21 protein-coding genes and 1 tRNA gene are annotated in these 26,951 nt (G+C 59.6%); 6 read left to right on the top strand and 16 right to left on the bottom strand.

The genetic code is table 11. The features are described from left to right. Positions 1 to 178: 178 nt before the first annotated feature. The 10 genes from darG to traA form a co-directional block, all read right to left on the bottom strand. Positions 179 to 1,249 carry a type II toxin-antitoxin system antitoxin DNA ADP-ribosyl glycohydrolase DarG gene (gene darG, locus IFO71_RS10865; RefSeq protein ID WP_192029658.1) on the bottom strand — a complete coding sequence of 357 codons (1,071 nt, stop codon included), beginning with the start codon at positions 1,247 to 1,249 and terminating at the stop codon, positions 179 to 181. Further along, a complete protein-coding gene (gene darT / locus IFO71_RS10860; protein ID WP_192029657.1) occupies positions 1,246 to 1,899 on the bottom strand; it encodes a type II toxin-antitoxin system toxin DNA ADP-ribosyl transferase DarT in 654 nt (217 codons plus the stop codon). Before darT ends, darG begins: the two co-directional genes overlap by 4 nt. A gap of 53 nt (positions 1,900 to 1,952) precedes the next feature. Then, positions 1,953 to 3,914: an ATP-binding protein gene (locus IFO71_RS10855; RefSeq protein ID WP_332309362.1), complete on the bottom strand. Its 1,962-nt coding sequence runs from the start codon at positions 3,912 to 3,914 to the stop codon at positions 1,953 to 1,955. Beyond that, positions 3,911 to 5,839, bottom strand: a complete 1,929-nt coding sequence (locus tag IFO71_RS10850; protein ID WP_192029656.1) for an N-6 DNA methylase — start codon at positions 5,837 to 5,839, stop codon at positions 3,911 to 3,913. Before IFO71_RS10850 ends, IFO71_RS10855 begins: the two co-directional genes overlap by 4 nt. Positions 5,840 to 5,841: 2 nt before the next feature. Beyond that, positions 5,842 to 7,086 (bottom strand): restriction endonuclease subunit S, encoded by a 1,245-nt coding sequence (locus IFO71_RS10845; protein ID WP_192029655.1) that lies wholly within the window; start codon positions 7,084 to 7,086, stop codon positions 5,842 to 5,844. Further along, entirely contained in the window at positions 7,083 to 9,494 is a 2,412-nt protein-coding gene (locus tag IFO71_RS10840) for a DEAD/DEAH box helicase family protein (protein WP_192029654.1), read from the bottom strand. The genes IFO71_RS10845 and IFO71_RS10840 overlap by 4 nt, the downstream gene beginning before the upstream one ends. A 94-nt stretch (positions 9,495 to 9,588) precedes the next feature. Further along, entirely contained in the window at positions 9,589 to 9,846 is a 258-nt protein-coding gene (locus tag IFO71_RS10835) for a CopG family transcriptional regulator (protein WP_192029653.1), read from the bottom strand. 5 nt (positions 9,847 to 9,851) lie between these two features. Beyond that, positions 9,852 to 10,520 (bottom strand): AAA family ATPase, encoded by a 669-nt coding sequence (locus tag IFO71_RS10830; RefSeq protein WP_192029652.1) that lies wholly within the window; start codon positions 10,518 to 10,520, stop codon positions 9,852 to 9,854. 312 nt (positions 10,521 to 10,832) lie between these two features. Further along, entirely contained in the window at positions 10,833 to 11,048 is a 216-nt protein-coding gene (locus IFO71_RS10825; RefSeq protein ID WP_192029651.1) for a hypothetical protein, read from the bottom strand. Positions 11,049 to 11,079: 31 nt separating this feature from the next. Next, a complete protein-coding gene (gene traA / locus IFO71_RS10820; RefSeq protein WP_192029650.1) occupies positions 11,080 to 13,917 on the bottom strand; it encodes a Ti-type conjugative transfer relaxase TraA in 2,838 nt (945 codons plus the stop codon). A 243-nt stretch (positions 13,918 to 14,160) separates the two neighbouring features. Here traA and IFO71_RS10815 point away from each other — a divergent pair, with 243 nt between their 5' ends. The 5 genes from IFO71_RS10815 (at position 14,161) to IFO71_RS10795 (ending at position 18,171) form a co-directional block, all read left to right on the top strand. Beyond that, the gene (locus IFO71_RS10815) at positions 14,161 to 14,406 is read left to right on the top strand and encodes a TraC family protein (protein WP_225444549.1); all 246 of its coding nucleotides are present in this window, start codon (positions 14,161 to 14,163) and stop codon (positions 14,404 to 14,406) included. Then, the gene (gene traD / locus IFO71_RS22480) at positions 14,297 to 14,638 is read left to right on the top strand and encodes a conjugal transfer protein TraD (RefSeq protein WP_332309361.1); all 342 of its coding nucleotides are present in this window, start codon (positions 14,297 to 14,299) and stop codon (positions 14,636 to 14,638) included. The genes IFO71_RS10815 and traD overlap by 110 nt, the downstream gene beginning before the upstream one ends. After that, on the top strand, positions 14,625 to 17,054 hold the full coding sequence (locus IFO71_RS21840; protein WP_225444548.1) for a type IV secretory system conjugative DNA transfer family protein: 2,430 nt from the start codon (positions 14,625 to 14,627) through the stop codon (positions 17,052 to 17,054). Before traD ends, IFO71_RS21840 begins: the two co-directional genes overlap by 14 nt. Before the next feature lie 140 nt (positions 17,055 to 17,194). Then, positions 17,195 to 17,788 (top strand): hypothetical protein, encoded by a 594-nt coding sequence (locus IFO71_RS10800; protein WP_192029647.1) that lies wholly within the window; start codon positions 17,195 to 17,197, stop codon positions 17,786 to 17,788. A 122-nt stretch (positions 17,789 to 17,910) separates the two neighbouring features. Then, complete coding sequence (locus tag IFO71_RS10795; protein ID WP_192029646.1) at positions 17,911 to 18,171, top strand: hypothetical protein; 261 nt, start codon at positions 17,911 to 17,913, stop codon at positions 18,169 to 18,171. Positions 18,172 to 18,886: 715 nt separating this feature from the next. Here IFO71_RS10795 and IFO71_RS10790 read toward each other — a convergent pair. The 4 genes from IFO71_RS10790 to IFO71_RS10775 all read right to left on the bottom strand — a co-directional run bounded on the left by IFO71_RS10790 (position 18,887) and on the right by IFO71_RS10775 (position 23,607). Further along, positions 18,887 to 19,792 carry an ATP-binding domain-containing protein gene (locus IFO71_RS10790; RefSeq protein ID WP_225444547.1) on the bottom strand — a complete coding sequence of 302 codons (906 nt, stop codon included), beginning with the start codon at positions 19,790 to 19,792 and terminating at the stop codon, positions 18,887 to 18,889. Between the two features lie 906 nt (positions 19,793 to 20,698). Continuing rightward, positions 20,699 to 21,646, bottom strand: coding sequence for a M12 family metallo-peptidase (locus IFO71_RS10785; protein WP_192029644.1), 948 nt, complete (start codon positions 21,644 to 21,646; stop codon positions 20,699 to 20,701). Positions 21,647 to 22,449: 803 nt separating this feature from the next. Further along, complete coding sequence (locus IFO71_RS10780) at positions 22,450 to 23,265, bottom strand: replication initiator protein A (protein ID WP_225444546.1); 816 nt, start codon at positions 23,263 to 23,265, stop codon at positions 22,450 to 22,452. A gap of 111 nt (positions 23,266 to 23,376) precedes the next feature. Then, positions 23,377 to 23,607: a DNA-binding protein gene (locus IFO71_RS10775; protein ID WP_192029642.1), complete on the bottom strand. Its 231-nt coding sequence runs from the start codon at positions 23,605 to 23,607 to the stop codon at positions 23,377 to 23,379. A 69-nt stretch (positions 23,608 to 23,676) separates the two neighbouring features. On the opposite strand from IFO71_RS10775, the gene IFO71_RS10770 reads away from it, so the two are divergent. Next, complete coding sequence (locus tag IFO71_RS10770; protein WP_192029641.1) at positions 23,677 to 25,326, top strand: hypothetical protein; 1,650 nt, start codon at positions 23,677 to 23,679, stop codon at positions 25,324 to 25,326. On the opposite strand, the gene IFO71_RS10765 is transcribed toward IFO71_RS10770, so the two are convergent. Both IFO71_RS10765 and IFO71_RS10760 read right to left on the bottom strand, forming a co-directional pair. Then, complete coding sequence (locus IFO71_RS10765; RefSeq protein WP_225444545.1) at positions 25,260 to 26,174, bottom strand: site-specific integrase; 915 nt, start codon at positions 26,172 to 26,174, stop codon at positions 25,260 to 25,262. The two genes, IFO71_RS10770 and IFO71_RS10765, sit on opposite strands and share 67 nt — an antisense overlap. A gap of 234 nt (positions 26,175 to 26,408) precedes the next feature. Continuing rightward, positions 26,409 to 26,485, bottom strand: a tRNA-Ile gene (locus IFO71_RS10760). Between the last annotated feature and the right edge of the window lie 466 nt (positions 26,486 to 26,951).

Genomic DNA, 26,951 nt, shown 5'->3' with positions numbered 1-26,951 from the left:
CCAAAGGATTATGAGTTCGCTTGGAAATCAGTAAGGTACTGAAAAACAAGCGAAGGTGAGCGAAGGGAGCGGAAGCCGAAAGTAGTTTGAAATCAGAAGCTTAGCGAAGGTTGGCCGAACCGGGTCGAACTGAGCTGTGTACCGCTGCTGCACCGCCACCAACCGCGTCTCGCCCGAATCAAGTTGCCGCAGCGGTTGCGCTTGGCGCGAGGCGATTGAGCGCAACGCTCAGCGCCCGTTCGTTGAACAACCTAACCTTACGTTCCGCTGCCTCCGGATCACCACTCCAATCTCGCAAGCCCGAACTGACCGCAGAGACGGTCGGTGATACCCCCTCCTTTAATAGCCAATCCACTGTCGCAAGCAACTCCAAACCAAAAGGAGACTCGAAGCCATCAATCAGTGTTGAAGTGGCCTCCAATGCTGCAGCGTATTCCTTTGCCTCGCTCTTGAGATAGGCCTGGACCACCGCCTTGCGCGCGTCATCGAACCAGATAACGTCTTGAGGATCGGCATCCCCTACTCGTTTGTCGCAGTGCAAGTAGCTCCCATCCAGCCCGTTCAACAAATGGCGCAGCCGATCGGCGTAGGGACCATACTTGTGGGGCACGAAGCGCAGATCAAGCGGCTGGAGCCCCATTCGCTCAATATTGCGTTCCAGAAACCAAGCCAGCTTCTGGATCTCCAGCATGCTGCAATCGATGCCGAGCACCCAGTATCGACGCACCACTTCAGCGATTAGCGCGCGCGCCGGGGTCAGCTTCTCTACGCCCGCTCGTTTGGCCACGTTTTGGTACTTTTGCGTCGGCTCAAATACGAGAATCTCGCTATCCAAGCCAGCAAGCACTTCCTCGATCTGGGCTCTGACTTCGGCCCATTCCAATCCGCCGTTTCCCGCGCCCAGTGGAGGAATGGCAATGGACTTGATCTGACTACTCGTCACGAATTGCCGGAGATCCTGCAAACCCTCAATGATCCATTCAATCTTGGAATCACCACGCCAATGTTGTTTGGTCGGAAAATTAACAATCCACCGCGGGCCGTCCAATTCACTGACAGGAGTGATGAACATTTTTCCAACCTGCACCTCGTTGGCTTTGCAGGCTGCAGCGTAGAGGCGAAAGTTCTCAGCGAATCGCTCCTTGAACATGAGCGCTATGCCCTTGCCCATCACGCCGACAGTGTTGACGGTATTGACCAGCGCCTCGACGCGGGCCTCCAGCAGATTGCCTTGGGTGAATGTAATCATCGGAAGTACCATCCGGCGCGAGCATGGACAGGCAGGCTTAGGTTTCTTCGCCCGAGCTGATCCTCAACAGCGCGCTTTACCTGATCGGTGTAGCACACAATGCCAAGCAGGCCACTAATCGGCAAGTGCCGATATACCAAGGCCTCCGCCTGATAACGCTCGAACTTGGCGGGATCATCCGGATCACGTCGAAAATCCCGCGCCTGCAGCAGAGGCCAATCGACTTTGTCCAAATCTGTCAGTTCTGAGTAGAAATTGGCCCACAGGTAATAGGCGTGACTGTCCGTAAATAGGAACGGCCACCCTTGCTCTGCAACGTGGCGCAAGCTTGAAACAAGAATCAATATCTCGTCGTTGGGCCGCTTCTGAACTCCGCCCCATCCGGTGTTGATGTTGCGCAGCATCGGAGAGAACGGGGTGAAATAGAAGGGCACATAATCATTAAGGCAGCCACCGGGAGGCACCGGCACGGGGTGGTTGGCGCGCTTATCAATCAGCTCTGGATTCCCGATGCTCACCCACCCTGGCGCGACCACACCGCCGTTGCCACAGTGCAAGCCGTTATCGAGTATCCATGAGAGATTGTCAGCATGGACAATACGCCAAATCAGTGCTTTGTCCGGATTCAGGCTGGCATAGTGGTTAGCCATGCACCACCTCGGCCGTCATCTGAGCCAAGTCAACAAGCCAAGGTCGGAAGTCGCTATTTAATGCCGACATTCGCAACACCCTGACGATATGTTAAGTCCATCTGCGGATGTGAGGAGAGGACGCGATTGAGTAGACCGTCTGTAGTTGCGCCGCCATAGCGGTCTGCCAGCACAGTCCGCAGTCGAAGCAGTCGAGCGTTTGCCGTGTCCACCAACCAGGCGAATGTGGCAGCTCGGACCCGACCATATTCTGGATTGCCGAGCCGTTTATCGCGCTCTACGCCCGCCCCGATCGTCTGCCCCACTACCCAAGCACAAACGTGCGGCGCGCCTGACATCGCACCAGATTGAGCAATGTCTTGCACGTAACCGTCAGCTTGGTTCACTTCCTTGCGCGTTAGCTCGAATCCGCCCTTCTTGAGCTCAATAACAAGTACGTTCTGAATCTGCGTGAGCGTTGGATCTGCAGGATTGAAGGATTCGATGCCCGTCATCTGCCACGTGGTCTTGTCAGGCAGCACAACAATGTCGGGACGCTGTCGTTCATTGATGAACTGAGCTTCAGTGCTCTTGAAAAGCTCGCGCGCCACCGACTTCAACGTGACGTTCGAACAATATTCATGCGACTCGAATTCAGGCCCAAACAACCATCGCGAGCGAAGAATCAGTGGGTGCAGCGTATGAAGCTCGTCGGTGTGCGGGTCATCAGCCAAGCGCTGAATGGTTTCAATCACACTGATTCGACTGTCGATCTCGTCGAGAACACGAAGCGCGTCCTTGATCGACCACTCGGTGAGTAGGCGATCGAGCCCGTCGACGTCGTCAGGCGGCAATGAAGACAGCTTCTGCAGCAACGCCGCGCCGCTCTTGGTTCGTTCCAGATTGATAACGGCCTTGACGGCGGTAGCCAGAAAGTCGGGCGAAATCGTTGGGTGTTCTTGGGCGACGACCTTGGTGAATTCGGCGACTTCAAGCCGGGCGCCTTGCCCAAGTGAGGCGAGCTCCGCTCGGTTTTGTGTTAGCGCGTCCTCGGATGCCGCCTCGACAACAAATGATGCGAGGTCCTGCGCCACTTTGCCGATATGCTCAGCGGTCGCTCGATGCAGGTCTCGAACATCCTCCGTTGCACGAAACGCCGTCCAATCCTGCTCAACGTCGGACTCGAACCCTTGAGTGTCGACGATGACCTTGTAGCGGCGCGCAAAACGTGTTCGTCCATCGAAGCTTGCGACCTGCCCGATGGTCCAAGATGGCGAGCCGACCAGTCGTCCCTGCACCCAGAAAGCGATACCCTGGTGCACCGACGAGTGATTCACGTGGGTCGAGTCGATCACGGTTACCTTGGCGGTCCGGCCGTGGCCTAGCACCAACGTTTCCTCGCTGACTCGGCCTTCAATCTCGTTGAAAGACCTCTGGGCGCCATTGACGCGAATCTCGAACTCTTGATCGTGAACGAAGCGAGCGGCCAGTACGGTCAAGATTTCGTAGGCATCGGGTAGGTTGCGCGTCACGCTGACCGAGAGCCGCGTACCGCTTCCTTCGCATCGCCCGAGGGTTTCGCTTCTCAGAACAAAAGGGCTCGGCCCCGACTCTGTGCCGACGACAAAGGTAGCTAACACACCGTCACGCCAGGTTTCCACCTGGTACTCGTCGGCGAAGCACAACAAGCCATGTCGTCCTACGCCGTTGCGGCCGTATGACCGACGTGGCCGCGCATTCCGACCACGCGGAAACTCGACGTTAGCGCCCTGATGGCGGAGGCGGTCATAGCGCAACGTCATCCAGCGCTTCTTGAATTGCTCCGGTGTCATACCGTGCCCGTCGTCGGTCACGGTCAGAGTTCCGTCGAGGTGATCGGGCAGAATCAGGTCGACCTTGGATGCCCCTGCGTCCCATGCGTTGGCGACCAACTCGGTGAGTGCAACCTGCGGCACATGCGCGACTTGCCCGAGCTCGCGCAGAAGATAGTCTTCCTCGAACAGGGAGTTTTGGATGGGCTGGTCAGTCACAATCACGCCGCCTCGCGCAACAGATTTCGCAGCCGGGCCAAGGCATCGCTGACCAACCTACCGTGCGATTCGATGCTGTCGATGATTTCCGCCGGCGTTCGCTTGTCCACGGTCGCTACCGTGTTCGGATTGACGGCTTTCAGATCGAACACCGCTGCATCGATGGCAGCAGCTTGTGATTCAAGTTCACGCGCCGCTTTGTCCTTCTCGCGGATCTTTGCATCGTGCGCTTCCAGCACGTCATCGGCAGCCTTCTCCTTCTTCAGGCGCTTCAACTGCTCCTTGAGGTCCACCACCTCGGCCTTGAGCTTGGCGGCGTCATCGAGCAGGGGCTGCATCTCCTCGCTCGCCTTGGCGCGGCGGGCGGCGAAGTCGACCGTCCAGGACCAGCGGCTGTCGGCCTCCGGCGTGCCGCGCCGCGCCAGCTGGCGGGCGTAGCTCGGGAAGGGCTTGCCTTTGTTGGCTTCATCGGCCTGCCAGTCAGCGACCAGCGCGGCGGGCAGCGCGGCATCGTTCAGCACCGAGCCATCCGGGGCGAAGCCGAAATGCGCCAGGGTCAGCGGCGTCTTCTTGCCCACCTTTACCTGCGACAGGTCGTAGTACCAGATGCGCTCGGTCTTGCGGCCTTTGGTGAAGAACAGCAGGTTGGTCTTGACGCCCGCGCCGGCGGTGGAGAACACGCCGCCCGGCAAGCTGAGGATGGCCCACAGCTCGCACTCGTCCACCAGCTTGCGCTTGGTCTCAACGAAGGCACTCTCGTTGGTGCGGAACAGCAGGCCCTCGTCCAGCACGATGGCGCAGGTGCCGCCCGGCGCCAGTTCGGCGAGGATGTCCTGCACGAACAGCACCTGCGTGGCGCTGGTCTCGAACGCGAAGTTCTTCTGCGCGTCCTTGCCTTCTTTGCCGCCGAAGGGCGGGTTGGTCAGGATCACGTCGAACAGCTTGGGGGCCTTGTCGAACAGCGCGCCGTAGGTGGCACGCCGCGTCAGCGAATTACCGTGCCACAGGTTGGGCTGGTCGATGCCGTGCAGCACCAGGTTGGCTAGCGCGATGGGGAACACCAGGTTCTCCTTCTCGCGGCCGAAGAAGGTATCGTGCTTGAGCGCGTCAATGTCGGTGCTGCGGGCCTGCGTCCCCAGCTTGCGATTGATGTGCTCGTAAGCGATGGCGAGGAAACCGCCGGTGCCGCAGCAGGGGTCGTACACCGTCTGCCCGAGCTGGGGGTCCACCGTGTGCACCATCGCGCGGATCACCTCGCGCGGGGTAAAGAACTGGCCACCGTCGGAGTTCTTCTCGCCCATCTTCAGCAGCAGGTCCTCGTATACCTGCGACAGCGTGAAGAAGTGCTGGTCGTCGATGTGGTCGACGCTGATCTCGTGCACCTTGTCGAGGATGTCGCGTAGGTTGGTCTCGGAGTCCACACGCACGCGCTCCACCGCTGTCATCGTGCGGCCGATGATGCGCTGCTTCGGCGTGGCGCCGGGCATAGGCAGGTTGGTGCGCGGGTCCACGTCCAGGCTGTGCAGGTGGGGCAGCAGTTCCTTGTTGATGAAGTCGAACAGCTTGCCGTCGCCGGCCGCAAACAGTTCCTGCCGCTTCCAGCCGAAGGGCTTGCCCTCAGGTGTCTTCGGGTGCCCGGGCTTGTCGGATTCATTCTTCGGCGGGGGCGCCGCCCAGTCCTGCCAGCGGTACGGCGCGCGCAGTGCTGGCATGAAAGTCGCGCCCACGGCTTCGGCCTTCTCCTGGTCGCGCACCTCCTGCGCGTCGAGGATGCGCAGGAACAAGATCCAGGTCAGCTCCGGCACGTACTGCAGCGCACTCGCGCAGTTCGAGCGGCGCATCACGTCGCAGATGCTCTTGACGAAGGCCGAGAGCGATTGGGTGCTGGCGATGGCCTTGGGGGCTTTGTCGGTCTTCTTGGGTCGGGCCATGTTTAGTTCTCGAAGGCTTGGGCGAGCAGGCGTTGGGGCAGCTTCGCTAGTTCTGCCTGCTGTGCATCCAGCGCAGCGCGTAGGGCTGATGCCTCCTCCAAGCGCTGCTTGAGGCCGCGGACGATGCGGCGCTGGGCGTCGATATCGGGCGCGCAGACGCGGAAGGATTCCAGCGTCGGCATGTAGATCGTCTTGTGCGTCGCGCCAGTGGCGAGGTCACGCAGTTCCTTGCGGGCACGGATGAGCGCGTGCATCAGGAACTCCGGGTCGAGGGCATCGCCACACACCCAGTTTGCGAAGTCCTGACTCGTTGCCATGGGCTTGGCCATGATGACCACGAAGCCCACGGATGCCGTGCGCGAGTAGCACACCGTCCCACGCGGCAGGATTCGCGCTGCCGAATTGGCGATACCCGCTGCGTTGGTACGCAGTTGCGTGCTTTCGACCCACTGGCCATCCAGGGCACGAATTTCGGTCAGCGAGATCCACGACACATCACCGCCCCACCAGTCTGATCGCGACCGGCTCGGGGTATGGCCACTTTCGAGTCGTGCCACGTCGGTGAGTTTGCGCCACTGCCACCCGGGTGGCGGTTCGTCAAACGCCGGCGGTACAGCCACGGGCACCACTTGCGCGAAGGCTTCGCGGTAGATCGCGGCCACAAGGGCCTCGGCAGACTCGCGTTGCGCCTGAGCAGCTCGTCGAACGGTTTCCGCGTCGGCAAGCTGGGCATGAAGGCGAGCAGCGATTCGGAGCTGTTCTTCCCTCTCAACCCACGGCACTTCGAGGTTGCCCAGGATTTCGCTGTTCAAGTTCGCCTGGTTTCCGCCCCTCCCTTCCGACGACTGACGAAGCGTCGAGTACGAGAATTGGAACCAGTACTGAAGGTATTCAGGTGCGAACGCTTCAGTCGGCAAAACCGCGAAGCACGCTTGGTTTGTTGTTGCTTCGATCTCAAGAACAGCAGATTGGCCTCGCGTTTTGCCTTGACCGTACATCGCCACCAGCACGGTGCCCGGCGGGAGAAGCGGTAGCGAGCACTCGTCGAGTGCGATTCTTGATACGGCTTCTTCTGTCCTTCGAATCGGGGCGAAGTGGATTTCCCCGGTCTTTACCCACGGGATCTCTGCGGGCTTCCAGTAGCGACTCTGATCCCTCGACGGAGTCGTCCCGCTGGCAGTCGCGGCCACGTCCGAGATTCGGACAAGCCTACGCGGGAATGGAGGCGTCGATGTTGCTTCGTTCATACCCCGAACAACCTTCCCTTCGCCTCGCGCATCACGTCCATGGGCTTGCCGAGCCCACGCAGCGCATCCAGGCCACCGGCCATCATGATCTCCGGCACCTCCCAAAGCGCCGGCGTTTCCAGCGCATCGGTGCCGCCCGCCGCGAACTGGTGGCCCAGGCCCCTCAGCACGATGGCGGCCTTGGGGTCCATGCCGTCGAACCATGGCTGTTGACTACGGATGAACAGATCCCCACGCTCGGGGCGCCGCAGGGCGCGGGCGTGGTAGCCGTGGTGGCCGAAGAAGTCATAGAGGTCGAAGTCGGTCATCTGGTCAATCTCGCGAATCACCTCGGGGCTGAAGTTGTCACCCAGCAGGTGGTCGATGAGGCTGCGACGCTTCTGGGTTTCGATCCACAGCGCGCGGAACTCGTCGAGGTTGTGCGCTTCGGCAATCACGCGCTGAATCACCTCGCGCCGGTATTCGTCCACCGGGATCGGCGTGTCGCGCCCATCGCGGCGGCTGAGGATGAAGTGCCCCTGGGCGTTCACCGTTACGTACTGGCCGCTGATCTCAGCGACTCGCGGACCATTGTCTTCTTCACCGCCGGTTCCACCACCACCTTCTCCGTTGCCGCTGCCGCCACTTCCGGGCCGCGGAGGCTTGGTGATGAAGTCGGTACCGAAGAGGCTCGTGACGTCGGTGTAGTCATAGAGCCAGAACTTGTACTTCTGCGTCTCTTCGTGAATGCGCGTGCCGCGCCCGACCATCTGGTAGAACTTGATCGAGGATTGCAGGTAGCGGAAGAACACCACGGCGTTCAGCCGCTCGATGTCGACGCCGGCCTCCAACAGGTCCACGGTGCACGCGATGAAGGCGCGCTCGCCCGAGCCGCGCATCGGCTCGATCATGTTGGCGCCGTTGTTAGCGCCGCCCATGCACTTGAAGGCGTAGTGGTCCTTGGGCGTGTGGCCCCGCTCCTTGCACCAGCGCACGTACAGGTTGTTCATGTGCTGAGCGACGCGGTCAGCATGAATCTCGCGGGTGCAGAAGATGATGACCTTCTGTTCCGGCCCGCCGTTCTCGCGCAGCAGCTCGAACAGGTCGGCGCACATCTTGGGTGTGCGCAGCTCGATGAAGAGCTCGTCGTCGAAGTCCTTGCCGGTGTATTCGTCCTTGGCCAGGTCTTCTTCGGTTAGCGGCATGCCTGTCTTGATGTCCTTGACGCCAGCGGCCAGGATCTCCTTCTTCGTGAAGGTGGCGCTATCGATGCTCGCCTTTCGTTTCACGATCTCGCAGGCGGCCAGGTAACCGTCCTCCTGGGCCTGGATCAGGGTGTACTCGTACACCGGCTCGCCGAAGTACTGCCGGTTGTTGGCCGTGATCTCCTGGTCTTCCTTCGAGGCCTTGTCGGACTCCTCCAGCTTGCGCGGCGTGGCGGTCAGGCCGATGTGGATGGCACTGGGGTTGCGCCGCAGCACCTCAGACCATCGGCCCCAGGCCGAACGGTGGCACTCGTCGATGATGATGACGCTGAAAGCGTCTTCCCCGTAGTGCTCGGTCAGGAAGCTGGCGAAGCCTTCTTCATCGTCCAAGCCCAGCGTTTGGTAGGTGGCGATGTGGATGCGGGCGTTGGCCGCCGCATTGCCGCCGCGCTCGCTGCGCACGATGCGGGCGTTGTCGCCGAATGCGGCCTTGAGCTTGGTGTAGGCTTGCCCTCGCAACTCATCACGATCGCAAAGGAACAAAGCGGGTTTGGGCAACTGTCCGGCCTGGGATAGCCGCCAAAGCAAGTTGGTGGCGATAATGGTCTTGCCGGCGCCAGTGGCTAGCGAGAGCAGCGCCCGCGGCGCCTTGCCGGCCTGGCCGTCACTAATGATCTTCTCGAACGCGGCGCGGATCGCGGCATCTTGGTAGTAGCGACTTTCGGCCCACGCGGGGCTGTCGGCCTGAAACAGCATGGCGGACGCCGATCGACCCAGGTCAATACCCGTGTCCTGGCAGTAGCGTGCGGTCAGATCCGGATGCGAGGGGAAATCGCAAAACGGAGACGGGCCGTTAATCAGTTGAGTGAACCGATCATATTCGCCATATCGGTGTCCGTTGGTCGAGAACACGTACTTGACGTCAAAGCGCAGCGTATCCGCATAGCCTCTGGCCTGCTGCATGCCCTTCAAGGGGTCTTCGGCTTCCTTCTTGGCTTCCAGCACGGCAACCGGCATGGGCCTCGGTGCATCGCCGACTTGCACGCACAACAAGTAGTCGGTGCGGCCCGGTCCATTGCGGCGGCGTCCCTTGGGGCCACTCGGTTCTACAGGCGGAGGCGTGAGCACCGTTTCCAGCGTAATGCGGTCGCGGCTGACGTAACCCTTCTCGCGCAACACCGGATCAATGAGGTGGTAGCGAGTATCCGCCTCGTTCATGCTCATGCAGCGCCCCGCTCCCTGGCCCTTGTTCTTGTCGGCGCCGCAGTTGCGCCATCTGCTTTAGCAATCTTGCCCTCGCAACCCCGCGGCTTTTTGCCTACGAGGCGAATACATCGCCCTCCAAGGCACGGTAAATCGCCATGTTGATGATTCCCGCGCGGCCCTGGCCAGTTCGCTTCGCGACCTCGTCCACCTTCCGAAGCAACTCAGGCGCAATCGTCAGGGAGATTTGCCGTTTGTTCCCCTTCCGAATGCCCTTGCTGTAGGTCGCCGGGATCTCGCTCGCATCAGGCGCGCCGGCGATGAACTCCTCCGCCTTCGCATCCGTGACCCTTGGTTTACGTTGAATCGACATCGGCCTTACCTTGCGAAGGCTATCGTTTGGATATTAAAAACAGATTCCGCAAGCGTGGTCAATTCGACACAGGCTTTGGGGTCGCGCGGGGTGAGTTCGTGGACGGAGCAGCCCTGGCCACCGGCGTTGGAGAAGGCTTTCCGCCGGCGGATCGGCTGGGGCAAGTAGACGAACTGGGGCACGTCGGCAACGGCCGCGGCGGCTTCTTCGTTGTCGGCGGACAGCTCGCCGGGGTCGGCGAGGTTCAGTACAGCAAACGCCTGCAGGCCGTCGCGCAGGCTGCGGGCTTCTTCGACCAGGGCGGCGATGTCGTCTAAGGCCCAGACATCGTAACTGCGCGGGGCAAAGGGGACTACCAGCACGTCGGTCAGCGTGAGGGCGGCGCGGAGGGCGGTACTGTCGCGGCCGCCGGCGTCGATCACGATGTCGTCCCACTTGCCGCGCTGCTGCTGCACCTGGGTGCGCAGGATGCTGCCGTCGGGGTATTGGGCGCAGGCGATGCCGGGCGCCCGGCCGTTCTCGGCCCGGGCGGCGATGGCGACGGTTGCGGTGCCCTGGCGGTCGCCGTCGATCAGCCACACCTCGCGGCCGGCCAGGGCGCGAGTTATTGCGAGCTGTACCGCCAGGGTGGTCTTGCCGACGCCGCCCTTCGTATTGCCTATCGTAAGAATCATATTGTGGCTCCTATTGATATGTTTTTAATATTCTTTCCGGATGCATTGGCAGTGCTGACCGGCGCGACACTGGGCGTCATCCTGCCTGTCGCATCGCGTGCTGAAGCAATCCCAGCCAGCCGCCCGGATACATGCTTGGGGCGAGATATCGGAAGAAGTCATCACACATAGCCTCCATTCCAAGGCGGGCATCTTCGTTCTCGTTATCGATGTAGAACCGTCCCAATCGACGCAGCTCTTCGAGCAATCGTTGCCTCTGCGCAAAGCGGGCTTCCCGGGCTGCCGCCCGCCCCTCGTCCAGCGAAGTGCTCGTCATCGCTCCAGCCCCGCGCCGCGATTCCAGGCCTCGACAAAACGTGCGTTGGCTTGCTTACGGCGAGCCTGTTCGGCGCGAGCCCGACGAGCTGCCCGCACGGCGCCCGATACGATTCGCTTGGCTTCCTCCGGCGGCATCGAGCGTGCTGCCTCTGAAAATGCCTTGCGTGCCTGTGCCGGCGTCATGTTGCGGGTCGATTCGGTCTTGCTCATATCTTTGCTCCTTTGAATGGCCACGTGGCCGTTAACGAGAGAGGCCGCCGCGATCACGGCCGCGGAGCCGAAGCTCGAGTTCCTTGCGAATTTCGGCGCCGCGTTGCTTCAACTGTTCGGCCCGACTCTCTTGCATTCGTTGCCACAGCACTGAGTGCTCACGTTTGGTCTTTGCCTCTGCCAACCGACGCGCCTCGAATTGCCCGCTGGCCACTTCGGCGGCAACCTTCAATCGCCGCTGGATATCCATTTGCCGACGCGTTATCTGCTCGCGCTGTTCCTCCCAGGAATCCACGCGCCTGTTGTATTGCGCTCTTGCGCCAGGCTTCAGCGCAGCCACGCCGCGTGGCTCCTGAGGACGCGCGAGCTGGTGAGCGCGATTGGTTTGGCGCAAGGCATCTCGCCGAGATTCGAGCGCTTTTGCGGTCCGCACCGCACGGACTCGCAGCGCGGCCTCGCGCTCTCTCAACAGTCGCTTGAAAGCTTCTTCATCCGGCTGGCGCTGCGGTTCCAAGCTGTCCCAACCGCCTGCTCCCAGGGCGTGGCCAAGTGCCAACCGTGCCCGCTTGGCCAGCTCGCCAAGCTTGGTCCGGCTCCGCCCAATCCACCGCTGAAGCACACTTTCGCCGTCAAAACCCCGCCTCGCAGCAAAGTCGAGCGTGGTCTCCTTGGGGCGTTCGCGCCCCAGCGTGCGCAACAACCGCGCTCGGGCCTCTGTCGTGGTTCTTCTTCCGAAGTCTTCTACGGCCGCGAACATCGTTGCGCTTTCGCGATGTCGGGTCATGCCGACATAGGCCAAACTGCGATCCATGCCTGGCGTGGCGAGCAAGTAGGTGTGCTCAACCGTCAGCCCTTGCGCCTTATGAATCGTGACGGCGTAGCCGTAATCCACTGCCGCATATTGCGCCGCGTTCACCTGACGGGACTCGCCGCTGTCAAGGCGAACCGAAAGAAGGTCATGCTGAGCATGCTCGATTGTTCCGAGCGTGCCGTTCTTAACGCCAAGCTCGCGATCATTTCGCAAGAACACGATGCGGTCGCCACTGGCAAACTCGCGACCACCGCACTCTGCGGCAAAGCGAGCCGCGCCAGCCAGTTCGCCTCGTTCTTGCCGCACTTCTCGTATTGAGGAATTGAGCGCCAGAACTTCGCGCTTGCTGTGTGCAAGCACTATCTGACTGCCTTCGCCGCGGTCACCAGCGTAGGCTACGGCTAACGCTCTCCTTGCTGCTTCACGAGTTGCGAGCATTTGGACGTGACCACGTTCGTCATAGGCCCGCAGTCCTTCTGCGGTTGAGCCGCGCGCCAAGGATTGCCCGGCGTCTCGCGCCCACGCATGACGCTGTCGGCGAACTTCGGTGATATGCGCTGCGCCGACATGCTGCTCAATCGCGCGAAATGCAGCGCCTGCCTCAAGGGCTGCGAGCTGTTTGTGGTCTCCGAGCAGAACGACCTTTGCGCCCGCCATCTCCACGGCTTTGAGTACACGGCCGAGCTGCCGACTACCGATCATGCCCGCTTCGTCGATTACCAATACTTCGTTGCGACTGAGCCTGTCTCGACCTTCTTTCCAGGCGTACTCCAGCGAGGCCAACGTTCGGCTTGGAATTCCGCTTCCCGCCTGTAGTTCATCGGCCGCCTTTCCCGCCAGGGCGGCGCCGCGCACGTTGAATCCTTGCGCTTCCCAGGCCTCACGAGCGACCTTCATGGAGAACGACTTACCGGTCCCGGCATCGCCGACGATCACGGCCAGGCTGCCCGCCTTAGTGGCATGGCGAACCGCCGCTTGTTGCTCTTCGGTCAACGTCGCCGAGGCGCCGATAACGGCTTGGCATTTCGCCGGGGAAACGCCGTGTGCAGTGGTGGCGGAAAGCCGCTGCGCCGTGTCTGCCATCCGACGCTCCGTTTCAACCATCTCAATCGTCGAATAGCGTGCCGGCTCTCGAGTCGTCGCTGGCTCGAGCTCAATCAACCGCGGTGAGGATTCAAGCTTGGCGAGCAAGCTCTGAAACTGTGTGGCGTCATCGATGTATCTGTTCAATTCGGCTGCGATATCGCGGCGCTCGAATACTGCCTTGGTCGCCGTCAGCTTTTCGAATATCAGCTCCGGGCGCTCGATGATCTGCTGAGCCTGCTCTTGGCGGTCGATGCTGTGAAGCTCGATCCGCTCTGCATGAGCCCCGCGACGGTCCATGGCGACGGCGTTGCCGCCAATATGGCGCGTCGCCGTGAACGCGATCCCTTGCTCGTTATAGCTTCTGTCGTCGATCCGTTCGCTTCGGCCCGCACGCCCCAGCGCCTCATTCGCCAGCTCCGCCCATTCTCGGCGCAATTCGCGAATGTCCATCTGCGTGGTGCCAGTGATCCCCGCCTTCTGTCGGTCCTTATTCGCGAGTTCGATTGCGGCTTTCGCGCCTAGTTTTCCATCGGCGCCGATGCAGCGCGTGGTCGCCAGCATGTGCGCGTGAAAGTTGCGGTCATCACCTGCCTGGTCGGGAGCGTGAATGCAAACGTCCACCGCAACTCCGTAGCGGTCTGCGATTCTTTGCGCCATGCGTTGGGCCAACGTGATGCGCTCGTCTTCGTCCAGCTCATGCGGCAAGGCGATGCGCCATTCACGCGCGGTGCGAGCATCCTTCCTATTTTCGGCAGCCTCCGCCGCGTTCCAAAGCGCCTCGCGGCTTGGTTTCGGAACGCCTTGTGGAGTGATGATATCGGCCGATAGCACACCGCCCTTTCGCGTGAAGTCGTGAGCCTCGCCAGTGCGTTCATCCATCAACCGGGAACCCGAGCGATAGGCCGCGGCAGCAACTGCGCTGTGACCAGTTGCACGCGACATCGTGTAGGTAGTGAGGTGGTAGATCGCCACGATTTCCTCTTGCGTATTGCCGGTGATCGGCGCCGGGGCCTCCAGGCCAGCACAGGGTTAGCGCCAGCCAACCCGTAAGTGCGCCCTTGCTGTCGCTCGGGACTTTCAGCTGCGGCGTCTTTTCGGTCAACGGAGTTTCCGCACGTCTTAAGGATTTCCCGACGAAGGTGTCAGGAACTACAAAGCTCAGGCCGCGAAACTGGCTCCACACCACATGGAGGCAGTCGCATGGCACGAAAAAGCTTGGCCGAACGCCGGTCAGAAAAACTGGGAGAACTCGAACGCATCAAGAACGACTTGGCCCGACTGGAAAGCCAAGCAGCAGAGCGGATCGGCAAACTCGCAATTCGCGCAGGCCTTGCTGACCTCGAACTGAGCGATGAACTGCTTTCAAAGGAGTTCGCGGCCGTGGCCGCCAAGTTTCAACCTGGCGCCGGGGGCAAAGGGAAGCCTGCTGCAGCGAGTGCGCGCTCGTCTGGCGAGAGCTGAGCGAGAGTTCTCACGCATGCAAACAGACGCCAGGAAACAAGATACCCGCCGCAAGATCGAACTAGGCGGATTGGTCATCAAGTCCGGACTTGGACAAGAACCCAACGCGGTGATGCTGGGTGCAATGACGCTCGCAGCCAGGGCGCTAGCAGGCCCGCACTCGGCTGCCGTCCGTGCGCGGTTTCAGTCAGCCGGTGACTCCCTATTCAAGGATATCCATGAACCCAAGTAGCCGACGCGCTCAAGCACTTTCAATCGCACTTCTCGGATGCACCATTGCAGCCAACTGCGAAGCGCTGCCGAGCTCGATTCTGCCCCAGCATTTCAACCCAAACACCTGCGAACAGGAACAAGCGAAGACGTTGAATGGCGAGCGGGGATCGGACTATCGCTACGAGACGTACTCATGCGATCAGCTGCGGAAGGCATACCAGTGGGAACCGCTTCAACGTGCTGTTCTCGTTGCGCAGAATGGCATTCCGAACCCCGAGGCCAATCTCAATGATTCGGCCGCTCGGCGTCGCACCGACGCGGCACTGGCATCACTTGCCGAGTCGGCATCAAGGATTACCAACGACTTCGAGCGGCCACCCCAGGAAAAACGCGATTTGCTGGGCGAATACTTGAACTGGTCGCAGAAGCTCTATGCCGAGCGAGGCTGGGATGTACCGCAATCCATTCCGGAGGTGTTCACTGCGCTGAGAGCTCGGCTGTCGAAGCCGTATGTTGACCCGACGGAACAGAGGAAGATCCTGTTGACCGCATCCGAGCGCGCGTCCGCATTATTCCTGCTCACGAACGAAGCGGCGCGGGTATCCATCGTTGATTCTGGGGCCCCAGCCACCCATCGCGCTTACGCGGCGGCCAAACAGGCTGAGACCAGCGCCATCGCATCCGAAAGCCATTTCGACGGCGTGAAACGACGCGCGGAGAAGATACAAGGTGTGGGCAAGCTGTTGCTAGAAACGGCGCTCATGGTCGGCCTCGTAGTGCTCATCTTTCGACGAGCCCTGCCGACCAATCGAGCTAGGTTGATCGCTTTTTGCGCCGGCACTTGCAGCGTTTTCTTGGCCCAGTTGAGCGGCGGCATCGTTCAGGTTCTAACCGGCATCCCGACCTGGGCCACATTTGCCTTGGCGCTGGTGATATTTGGTGTGTTGTATGTGTTGTTCCGCGACAAGCTGCAGGGCTACTTTGGCGGCGTTTCTCAGCTGGCCACACACGGCTCAGCCGCTTGGTCACGTTTACATGATGCATTGAATGCCAATCGCATCTTTCGACGCGGCTTCGTCTCGGCTGATTCGTACGGATTCGCCCTCGGCCGATTTCCAGGCGCGACCTCCGACCTCGACCCGCGGCTACGCTACATGGGTCATGTCTTAACTTGCGCTCCGACCGGCTGCGGCAAGGGCGTCGGTGCAGTGATACCAGCCTTACTTGAGTACCCAGGGTCAGCGCTGGTCTTAGATATCAAAGGGGAGAACTACGCGGTAACCGCGAGCGCCCGCAGCGCGATGGGCCATGCCGTGCATCTAGTAGATCCGTTCGGTGTCATTGCTGGTGGCGGTTCAGCCTCGTTTAATCCCCTGGATGCGCTCGACTTGGCGAAACCGGATGTAGTCGGTCAAGTCTCGGCCTTGGTGGATACTCTGGTCGTGGTTGGCGCGAATCAGGATGATAATTCGGCGCACTTCAATGACTCTGCCAGAGAGCTGGTCAAGGGCTTGATCGTGTATGTCAGGAGCTTGCCGGAACCAGAACGGCGAACCCTCGGCGAAGTGCGTCGGCTGCTCACTTTACCGCTGACCACTCCTGCGGAAAGCGACCGCGAATCATTGCTGGCTCACCTCTCTGACATGTCGGCCGACGATGCACTTGCGTTCGGTGTGCCGGCGCGCTGCGCGAACGGCTTCCTGTCCAAAGAACCGAAGGAAGCCAGTGGCGTCCTTTCGACGGCTTTGCGACATACCGCGTTTCTTGATGACCCACGTGTCGCCGCCGCGCTGTCGCGTTCGGATTTCGAGTTTGCGGACCTCAAGCGACAGCCGATGACCGTGTACGTTGTGATGCCTCCTGATCGGCTGACCGCCCAGTCGCGCTTTCTGCGCGCACTGGTCGGGGCGGCCCTATCGGCGATCACCGCCAACAGCGACAGGCCGCAATACAACGTGCTGTTCCTGCTTGATGAGTTTGCCCAGCTCGGTCGAATGCAGTCCATCGAGGATGCAATCTCGTTGGTGCGTGGTTACGGCGCCCGTTTCTGGTTGTTGGTCCAGGATTTGTCGCAGCTCAAGGGCGTCTACCCGAAGTGGCAGACCTTTCTTGCCAACAGCGCCAAACAATTCTTCGGCACCGCCGACTATGAAACCGCCAAGTACGTGTCCGACATGTTGGGCCAATCCACGATTGAGTTTCGCACGCTCGGGGATTCCTCAACGGCCTCGCTTCAAGGTGGCAGCTCCGGCAATAGCACCAGCCAACAGCTCACTGCGCGCTCGCTGCTCACGCCAGATGAGGTGATGCGGCTCGGGGCGGAACGGCCGATCGTATTGGTCCAAGGCGAGCGGCCCTACAGCCTTGAGCGGATCAACTACTTGTCAGACGACGAGTATGCCGGCCTGGCCGACACCAACCCGTTCCATCAATAGGGTGGAGCTTGTGTTCGCTCTCGCTTTGCTCGCTGGCATGACCATATTCGTGCTCGCCCTGCTGGTGCGGCTTTCCATCCGTCTGGGCGAGTGGTTCTGGCGATTCCGCCGTCAACTCAAATACAGAAGGAAGTAGACCGATGGATGCCTTCCTCATCGCACTGATGCGATTAGTCGCCCAAGTCGCTGGGCTGATGGGTGCTTGGTCCATTCGCCTTGGAGAACACTTGAGAACATCGCAACAACGACATAGGACCGCAAGCAGCCCATCCGGCGCGCGAAGCGCGCCCGGCGTTCCGGCGGCCACCATTCCGCGTTTGGACGAGCGGCCGATGGCTCCTCAGCAGGTCTGCAGAGGGACGCGCGCGCAAGAGATCAACCCAAACGAAAGCGCCCCAAGGAAACGCCCCCTAGATGGTGTGGTTCAACCAAGTCTGTTGAACTCTCAATCCGATGAACTCGACTGGGCCGGCTCCTTGAGCCACGCCGCCGTTGCCAGCTCACACTTGGGCAGCGTGGTGGAGATGATCCATGCCGGCTGGCTCGTCTCCGACGAGTCGCGAGTGCTAGAGGTTGCCGCCGAATTGGAGGCGATTCAGGCGTTTCAGGAACGCACCGACATCGCGTTGGCGCCGTTTCTCCAGGCCATGACGGAACAACAGCAAGTCGATTTCTTCGGCGACTTCCAAGCAGATTTTCCGCCAGACTTTCCGGATCTCAATGAGACGCAGTGACCGGGACGGCAGGCTCTGGTGAGTCAGCCGCAACCTACAACCACTCAGTTGCCAGCGTGAACAATCGGGCATACGATGAAAACAGATGAGCATCTGCACATCCGCTTGATATTGCAGTGATCATGAACCAGAAGAACAACAGATCCGCGAATCGATCCCGCAAGTGTCGTCTTAGCGACGAAGAGCTGCTTGCGGGCGTTGAGCGAACCCACGCTCGTGATGCCGAGCGCGTTCGCACGGGCGAGATTTCCCCCAGCGATTTGTTTGCTTTTAGCGGCTTGGCGCGCAATTGTGTTGTTCAGTGGGACTGGGAGAAAGTTGTGAACTTTGAGGGATTCTCTGAACCAGGACCAGATGAATTCGGAAATCGAGACCCCGATTGACCACACTGCCAGATGAACTTGTGTTCTCAGCAGCCATGTTTGGACTGCTTGCCGCTTTCCACGCATTCGCGAGGTAGAAATGGACCCGAATGACGAAACAATCGACTTGGCGGAAGCTGCTAGCTACTTGAACGTTTCTGAACACTATGTTCAGCTGCAAATTGACCAGGGATTGATAGTAGCCCGGCGCGAAGACTCGGGGCTTCAAGTCGTCCTGAGCTCCATCGAGTCGTTCCGAAAGCACTCTGACCAAAAACGGCAGGTGGCAGTCGACGAACTGACCAGAGGGGGGCAAGAACTCGGCCTCTGGACTTAACCTGCCTAGCCCTCGCTAATTTCCAGGATGAGGACGACGTCCTTCGAGACACTGCGTGCCCAGCATCCAGCAGTCAGGCGCCTCTTCATCAATTCCCTTTCACCTGAGACCCCTTCGCAGTGGCAGTCGTCTCTGTTCACCCGTTAGATCTCTTAAATGGTTAATCCGCGCGCGCGCGTTACAGAGTGCTCAAACCCTTTTGTGATGCGGGTTCTAGGCTGAGCTGCGCATCCGAAACCACGTGCCGAGACGCATCCGATACCACGCGGCAACCCACAGATGTCTGCACCCGAAACCACGTATCCATCCACAGCCATGGGCGACTTGTCCACATGCACCGCGACCGGCGGACGCCAGGCGCCTGGCTTCGCGTCTTGATCTCGCCCCACTTTCATGGGGCTAGCAAATCCGCTTAAGCCCACGTCGCGCCGCGAGCAGTTCGACATCTTTCGGATTCACTGTACGTCGAAGGTTTTGCAGCACTTTCCGTTGAGTCTCCGGCGTCCAGAAGATTCGCAGACGCTCACGCGCTCGAGTAATAGCGGTGTAGAAGATGCTGTGCGTCAGATCCTCCTCATTCGCGTCGGTCACGACGATCTTGACCGAATCGTATTCGAGCCCTTGCGCCTTGTGGATTGAGACCGCATAAGCAACCTGAAACGGAACCAACGTGTGCAGTGCATCGTCGTCTTCGTCGCTAGCATCGTGATCGAAAACGGTAAACCGTACAGTCGACTCTTTCACGAACTCCAAGTCAGTACCCATAACGTCGAACTCGCTGAGAGAGCGGTCCACTTCGACTTCAAAGCTCAGCGAGTCTAAGCCCTGAACGATCGCCACGATGCGCCCCTTCAGATTGTTATACAGCACCGAACGGAACCGCTCAGACTCATTGAACAGTATCGGGTCCCCCACCTTGTATGTCGCCTCTCGCCAGATCACGGCGGGGCTGGGGTTGCTGCTCTGTAGAAAGCGATTGACGTTGTTGATGCCGTATAGGCCATCGTAGTTCAGGCACAGAATTATTTCGTCGTCTCTAACGTGCTGAAAGAGGGTTCGGTCCAGAACGCTAGAATATCCGTTCTTTGCAATCACTTCGTCGATGTCTTCCTCGATGTTGCGAACCCTGTCCCAGAATCGCAGCAGTGCCGGATTCTTCGTCCTGTATGGCGTCGTCAGCTCGAAGACCGCACTGGGAGCAAGAAACGAACGGATTATCGAGAACCAGTTTCCGAATTGGATCGATTCAATCTGGAACACGATCGTCTGGCTCGCGCTCTGAATCTGCTCAGCAACCGAAGCCATGGCGGGGCCCAACATTCGAACCAGATGTAAAGGCATGTGCAGAAGGCACCAACGACAAGACTCCCGCACTTCCGCGGCTGAAAGCAGTCACTGCCCAACTGTAGCCGTCTGCGGCCTGTCTTGATTGAGGCGCCCTTGCCACTGCGGTCTCCTCGCGTTGTATCGTACGATCCAATCCCAGACCGGGGGGGTAGGGAGATCGCTTTGAAGGGAACTGGCTTCTCGTTCTTGGCAAACCGTGTTTTACAGGCGCATGGCACACATGCTCTTCGGCAATGACTAGCTTTCGAAGTTGCTAGAGCGCTCCAGCCCCCCCCCCTTCCTAAGCTGATGCTCGTCGATATGCCTGACTCAAACCAAGCGCAAGGATGCCCAGAACCATGATGAGTTTGGTCGGCAAACCGTGCGCGGGGATGATTTCAGGTCTCGCACGGACAACGATACCGAGCACTGCACTATTGTTGTCTGGGTTCGTATCATCTGGAGATACAGACATTCCAAAACTCTGATCGATTCGATCTGGCGAATCAAAGAAGGTTTGAAGAGACACTCGGCAAGTTATGGCCTCCCCCGCGAGCAAAGTCCCGGCCGGAGGCCTGATCGTAGCGACGTAGGGGACGGGATTCCCGGGGACAGGGGAGAACGAAGTGATCCCCACGGTGCAAGGGGCTGTCTCCGGCGTCACTGCGATCCCAATAGTGCTCCGGAGCGCCCCTTGAAAGTAGAGCGTTCCGACCGTCTGCGTCGGCGCGGGATCTGGGCCCAAGTTGCGGATTGTGACGTCCAAGGGCGCGTCAGTTTCTGGCGGCACGAGCTGGCCGAGAGGCAAGTCAACCTCGACCTCAAGATCAAACGCGGCCACTGCTGCGGAACTTAGACCAAGCAGCAACACGGCGAAAAAGAACTTCATTCGAGCGGCAACGACTCAAATCCAGCGCCGAAAACCAAGTCCTGATACTGCGGATCTCGAAATTCTCCCACGAAGCCTGCTAACGCGGCGCCTGTCCTTGCGTTCCACTCGAGTGCCGTTCCGGACGGCAGGCTTGTACCCAGGAAGTTCACATTTGGGTTGGAGTATTGCAACGATCGAGGCATCACGACATCCACCCCCATCAATGATTGCGCAACGCCGCCAACCACTCGACCAAAGGACCAGTTGTAGGAAGCGACTGTGGAGCCAAACGGACGGTTATGTTCCATTCCCAGCTGATGTCCGTTTTCATGAGCAAAAACCTGGAAGGAAGTAGCAAATAGGGTACTTACCACGGAGTACCCAAAGTCGTTGAAAGCGGCCCCGACATCGCATCCTGGAGTGTTCTCCCCAATGTAGTCCTCTTCCGCACAATTGGGATGCTGAATGTAAGCGACGCCAGCCGCTGCCTCCACATCGGCAACAAACATGACGACAAGGTCGGCATTGGTAGCGTCCCTCAGATTCTGCGCGAATACGCTTCGACGCAGCCAATTTCGATGGCCGGCGTACCGGCATAGTTCGACTGATACTTCTGGACTACAGACATTGCTGTTCTGCTCGTTGTACGCAATCTGGGTGCTCAAGTTCGCACCGCTCGCAACATTTTCCAATCGATAGCTCACGATACCGCTATTCGAAATTGACTGATTTGTCTGATCGATCGATTCTGCCACCAGCGCATTGAGTTGCGCCTGGCTACCCACATCGGCGAGCGCAGCAGGCGTGTGTAGAACCAACACTCTTACTACGCTGTAGGGAATGAAGGACGTCGAAGGCACACCGAGTGAGGGCTCCGCCCAGGTCAAACTTCGCCGATTGTTGGCAAGCTCGTGAAACGGCTCATCGGTTAGTACCTGCGACGAATCATACTGGCGCAGCACCAACTGCGTTCCTCGACGCGTGATTGACGCATGACCGGTCAGGCCAATCAGGGTCCCAGAGATATGTCCACGGCGGACCGAGAAGCTAAGGGACTGACGGCCCGAGGTACCAAACCAACTATAGCTGATCGCCGAGTTTGGGAGATTAGGATCCGGAATCGCATCTAGACCACCGCTGATAAATCCTTCAACAGGAGTTAGGTGACCAGAGAAAACATGCGAACTCCCATCAGGGAGGAGCACACGTAGCGACCTGGGAGATTGCGCTATTGTGCGAATGTTGACGGACACAGGGAACTCAGCGCTAACGGCGCGAGTGCCGGAAGATGGCAACGGACTCGTCCCAGGGTAGAAGCTAAACAGATCTGTTTGCGCCAGAGCGGCAGTCGAAGTCAGTGGCAACACCGAGAAAAAGAATAGCTGAATCCACTTCCGCATCGCCGACCTCTTACGATTCTTTTGATGGCACGCACAGTCAAACTGCGAGTAGAGGATGAGACTCGCTATCGGTTGGCCGGTCAAGCGAAATAGTTCACTCAAGATCACATAGCTATCCATTTGGCTGCCATTGAGGCCAAACGACAACAAGAGCCAAGCATATCCGTGATTGTAGATAGAGCTCTTCACCCGGCCTTGCGAGAGGCGGTGCGCAGGGTGGCTCGCGAGGCACCGCAGTATGTGCGCAGCGGCCGTCGTCTAGGACCGCCAGACTGAATCATGCTAGCGAGGTAGAGGGACTAACGATTTCAGTCAACCAGCCCGTCCGCCCATGGGTTCGCCGAATCAAGCGCAGCCTATGACTACTACTTGGGTGGTCGCCCCAAGAGGTCGACGATTCGCGCCTGCATGCCCTTAGGGCCCCGTGCGTAAAAGGTAACGACGTCCGCAGCGACATCAAGCATGATTTGGTAGTCGGGCAGATCGTTGCTATTCGCCAGCCTTTTAACATCGACCCGGAAGTTGCGCATCGGAGAAGTACTTCCGCTTTTTTCGTGTAGGACGCTCAAGCTCACTCGCCACTTCGGTTGTGCGCCGCAGTGCTTGCGCGCCAACTCGTAGATGCGCCTGTGGGTAGGCTTGCGCAGCTTGAAGTAGGCTGGATTCAGAGTCAGCACGCGGCGTGCCTCTACCGAGCGCCACAGCCAGTCTGGCAGTGTCACCTCGATCGCTACCATGCGGCCGTCCTGTTCGCGTTGAACCACGCGCCACGAATCTAGCAAGCCGAAGCCTGCACGTTCTCGCCTGCCGTTGGTTTCGATGTTGGTCTCGATTCGGGTACCTGCGAGGCGCCGAAGAGTGTCGATCATGCGTTGGTAGCTTTCGCCGTCTCGGCGGCGCGCAGTCGTGCGGAAGAAGTCGTGGGTCGTGAATTGCACCACGCGACCGACGCGCTCACGTCCACGGTTGATTGCTTCCATCAACTGACTGATGCAGTAGATCCATACATCCTTGTCATGGATGGTCGCGCATCCGTACGGACCTGGCATTATCTTCACCATTACGCCATTGCGTTCGTACGTACGAACCCGCATGTCTCCTACTCCGAGGGCGAACAACGGATGCTCCATGCTCGCCAGATCGTCTTTCGGGGCAGCATCAATGATGTCTGCGACGAACAAGTTTAGTTGGAGGGGAGATTGTCCATGCGAACCACCCCGCCGTAGCGAATCGACTGTTTCCCGCTCCAATACGGGAACTGGCAAGGCCATTGGCGTCAATGCCCGTGCCTATCAGTCGCTGCCCTGCAGAATCTCCGCCACTTCGGGCGTGCGGAAGTAAATACGCCGACCAATGCGAACTTTCGCCGCATTCAGCCGCTCGGCATACGTCGTGGGCTCACGTAGCGCCATACGCATGCCGTCGGGAGAGCGATGAAGCATCTGTGCCAACTGGACCAGGGTCAGCAGAGGCCCGTAGCGGTCAAACATTGACTGACTGAGCGAAGCTTGAGGTACATTCATCGATAGATCCGCCAACGGTGGGAGGTTGGCGTTCAACTTAGTTACCCTTCGGCTGTGTGTACTGACGCGATGTCTGAAAATCCTTCAGGCTTGGAGCCTGGAAAGAGGGGACGAGGCCTATCGAGTGTCGACTGGCCTGAACTGGCGGCAGACTGCGATCCCAATATCGCGGAGGCGGTCAATACCCTCCTTGGCTCAATCCGCGTGAATGACGCGCTCCTGCGAATTTCCCGAACCATCGGGGCGCGCCGTCGCCGAGCAAAGGAGCAAGGCTCAGGCCACACCTGGTGGCCGAAACTCAATCAGGATCTCCGTCGCGAACATATCGATCCACTTCGCGAAGACTTGTTTCATTTGGCGATGCGCGACCGCTATGCCTCGTTTATCGTCGAGAACGCGCTGAACGAATTGCAATCGTTCCTGAAGCAAGAGGATGCCCCCGGGTCAGCTCCTGGGCATAAATCAGACTTGCGTCTCGTCGACGAATTCTTGCAGCCCATCTTCGAGTCGCTACGGGCACTGGTTACGCCAGCCTTCATTGGCGAATCGCCAGCGGACACCGATGGCGGCGAGGCGATTATCCGCGAGCTGGAGCGCATGACGTTGCGCCAGTGGTTCGAGCTTGATGCCGGCGCGAGCCTGGAGCGCCTGTTGCAGCACCTAGTTTTGGCGGAGTGCTACTCGGCCAGCTGCGTTGAGGACGGGAGGAGCCTATTTGAGCGTTTCGGACCAGGACACGGCGCTTCGCGGATTCGCTGGAACGAATCAGGAATCGACGCGCTACTTGTCGCGGTTGCATTTGTGCGTGAGCGTTTCGAGAGCCGGCTGCATCGTAGGCGCAGCGCAGAGAATGGCGGGCGCACGTATTTTTGCGAGCTATGCGACGAGCTCACCCAGTGGATGTCCAATGAGCGCGACGCATCAGCCGCAGGAAGTGGTAGTAAACGCTACTGCGAGCGACATGCGAGCACTGACCGGCAGCTGTACCAGAGTGACGTGCTCAAGCGACGAGAGTTCGAATGGATTTATTCGATGGTATTGCTCGAAGCTAAGGGGGACGCGGGCTACAAGGAACGATTCTTACAAGCCACGGGGTCGCGTCGATTGGACCTTATTGAACATACGGAGTCCTGCCGGTTTTGTTCAGGTCGCCCTTTTGAAACCGAGTGCTTCGATCCATCGAAAGACGACTTCCCCAGTCTGATGGCCTTTCATGCCAACGCGCGAAAGGTGGCCTACTCACTAGCTCAAAGCCTGCATGACGGCAGGGCCTTCTTGATCGATGAAGCGGTGCAACGAGGGGAAGACGTGAGGCAGTGCGCAACTGGGTATCGGCTCGACACCGGCAAGGCCCTTGGGCAACGTTGCGGACTAGCCTTGGCGCACCTCATGCTTCAAGGCAAGAGGGGTTCCGAGATTGCTGAACATCTGAGAATCTCAGCGAGCGCGGTGTCTCAGCGAAAGACTGGCCTGCGAGGATCGTTCGATTTCAACCCGGAGCGTCAACTGGAGCTCGTGTGGTGGCCGTTCGACGACATTGCTGGACCCGACATAGTGAAGTTTCCATCCCGGCCCATGGGCTGGGATTGGCGCCATTCCGAGGACGAATATCACCACCTCGTTCGGCCCGTCCGTAACTCGCAAGCCACAGCTCAACGCCGCACTGTCGACAGTTCGTCGAGCCGTCCAACCAAGTCCTCCGCCCGCAAATGCGTATAACGCTTCAACATCTGCATCGACTTGTGCCCACTGATTGCAGCGACTTCCTGATCGCTAAGCCCCGCTTCCACCAGCCGGCTGACGGCTTCATGACGCAGGTCATGAAAGCGTAGGTCGGCGATGCCGATGCTGTGCTTGATGTCGTTCCAGGCCTTGTTGAAGTTGTAGGGCCGGCGCCTTTCGTCGCGGCCGGGTTCGCCGAAGAACACCAGGTCGCAATCCTTCGGGCGCAGCGGGTTGGCCAGCGCCTGTTCGAACAGGGCCTGCGCGGCGAGCGTCATGGGAACGGTGCGGGCCGAGTCGTTCTTGGTATCGGCCAGGCGCACAATGCGGCGATTGATGTCGACCTGTCGCAGGCGCAGGCCGGTGATTTCGCTGGAGCGCATGCCGGTTTCCAACGCGATGCGCACGATCCAACTCAACATTGGATTCGAGTAGGCATCGACGGCCGCAAGCACGCGCGTTTCTTCATCGCCATGCAGGCGGCGATCACGGCCTTCTCCGGCGGAAGGCTTGCGGATGTTGTGCACCGGGTTCTGAACCAGGCCGATGCGCCATTCCTTGATCGCGGTCGTGAAGACGTGGCCGAGCAAGGCCAACTCCAGGCGCACGGTTGCCGGGCGCAAGGGCGTGGCCTTGCCGGTGGATTTGTTCTTGCGCTGACTGGCGGTCGAGAGGCGCTTGTCGCGGTAGCTCGCTACCAAGTCGACGCCGATGGCGGCCAGCGCGTAGCCGCCGAAGAATTTTCGCAGCGGCTTGGATTTCAGTTTCTCGGCTCGCTGGGTCGCCAGCTTCTTGGTCGGGGTGACCTCGCGCAAGTAGCGGTCGAGCGCGTCGTCGAAGCTCATTCGCTCGGCGCTGCCTCGCTGGATGTATACGCCGCGCACCATGTCGTCTTCGGTGCGGCGTGACCAGTCTTCGGCATCGCGTTTGGTGCGGAAGGTCTTGGCTGTGGTCGGCCAACCCTGTTTGCGGATGACCGCTTTCCAGGTGCCCGAGGGGGTCTTGACGATGGTCGCCACGGCTGCGCTCCGTCCTGCTGACGATGAGCACTGTACCGAAATTGTACCTCGATGCCAATTTGGTGGGCCCAGCAGGACTCGAACCTGCAACCAATGGATTATGAGTCCACTGCTCTAACCGATTGAGCTATAGGCCCTTTTTTGACTTTTTCAGCTCCGCCTAGCGCTCGATCCTACCTACTTCAGCGGTGTCACACAAAGTAATTATGAGTCCTCTGCTCTAACCGTTGAGCTATAGGCCCTATGCCTTGTCTCGGCGCGACTTCAGCGCGCCATTCTAGCCGTTCAAAGCGCGCCCGACGAGCGGGATCTGCGGACCGCAGAATGGGCCCGACTTCAGCATGGACGGTGTTCTGAACATGTTGTTCAAGTACAACGGAGGCAAGTCAGTTTTGGCGTGCTAGCCGATTGCAGAAAGCCGTGCCGCGCGCCGCGCGGCAAAAGGAAAACCCCGGCACCTTCGGAACCGGGGTTTTGGATAAAGCCCCTGTCGCTGACCAAGTCTGCGACGACGCTTTGTTCTTCGCGATCACGGTGCGCTTGCTGAGGGTTTCAGCAGTGAGCGTTTCTCGCGGACCACAAAGAAGAAACCCCCAGCGTTAG

The sequence above is a fragment of the Pseudomarimonas arenosa genome, assembly GCF_014841215.1.
GTDB lineage: Bacteria > Pseudomonadota > Gammaproteobacteria > Xanthomonadales > Xanthomonadaceae > Pseudomarimonas > Pseudomarimonas arenosa.
Note: the sequence above shows the minus strand (reverse complement) of the source record. Positions and strands in the feature narration are given on the sequence as shown.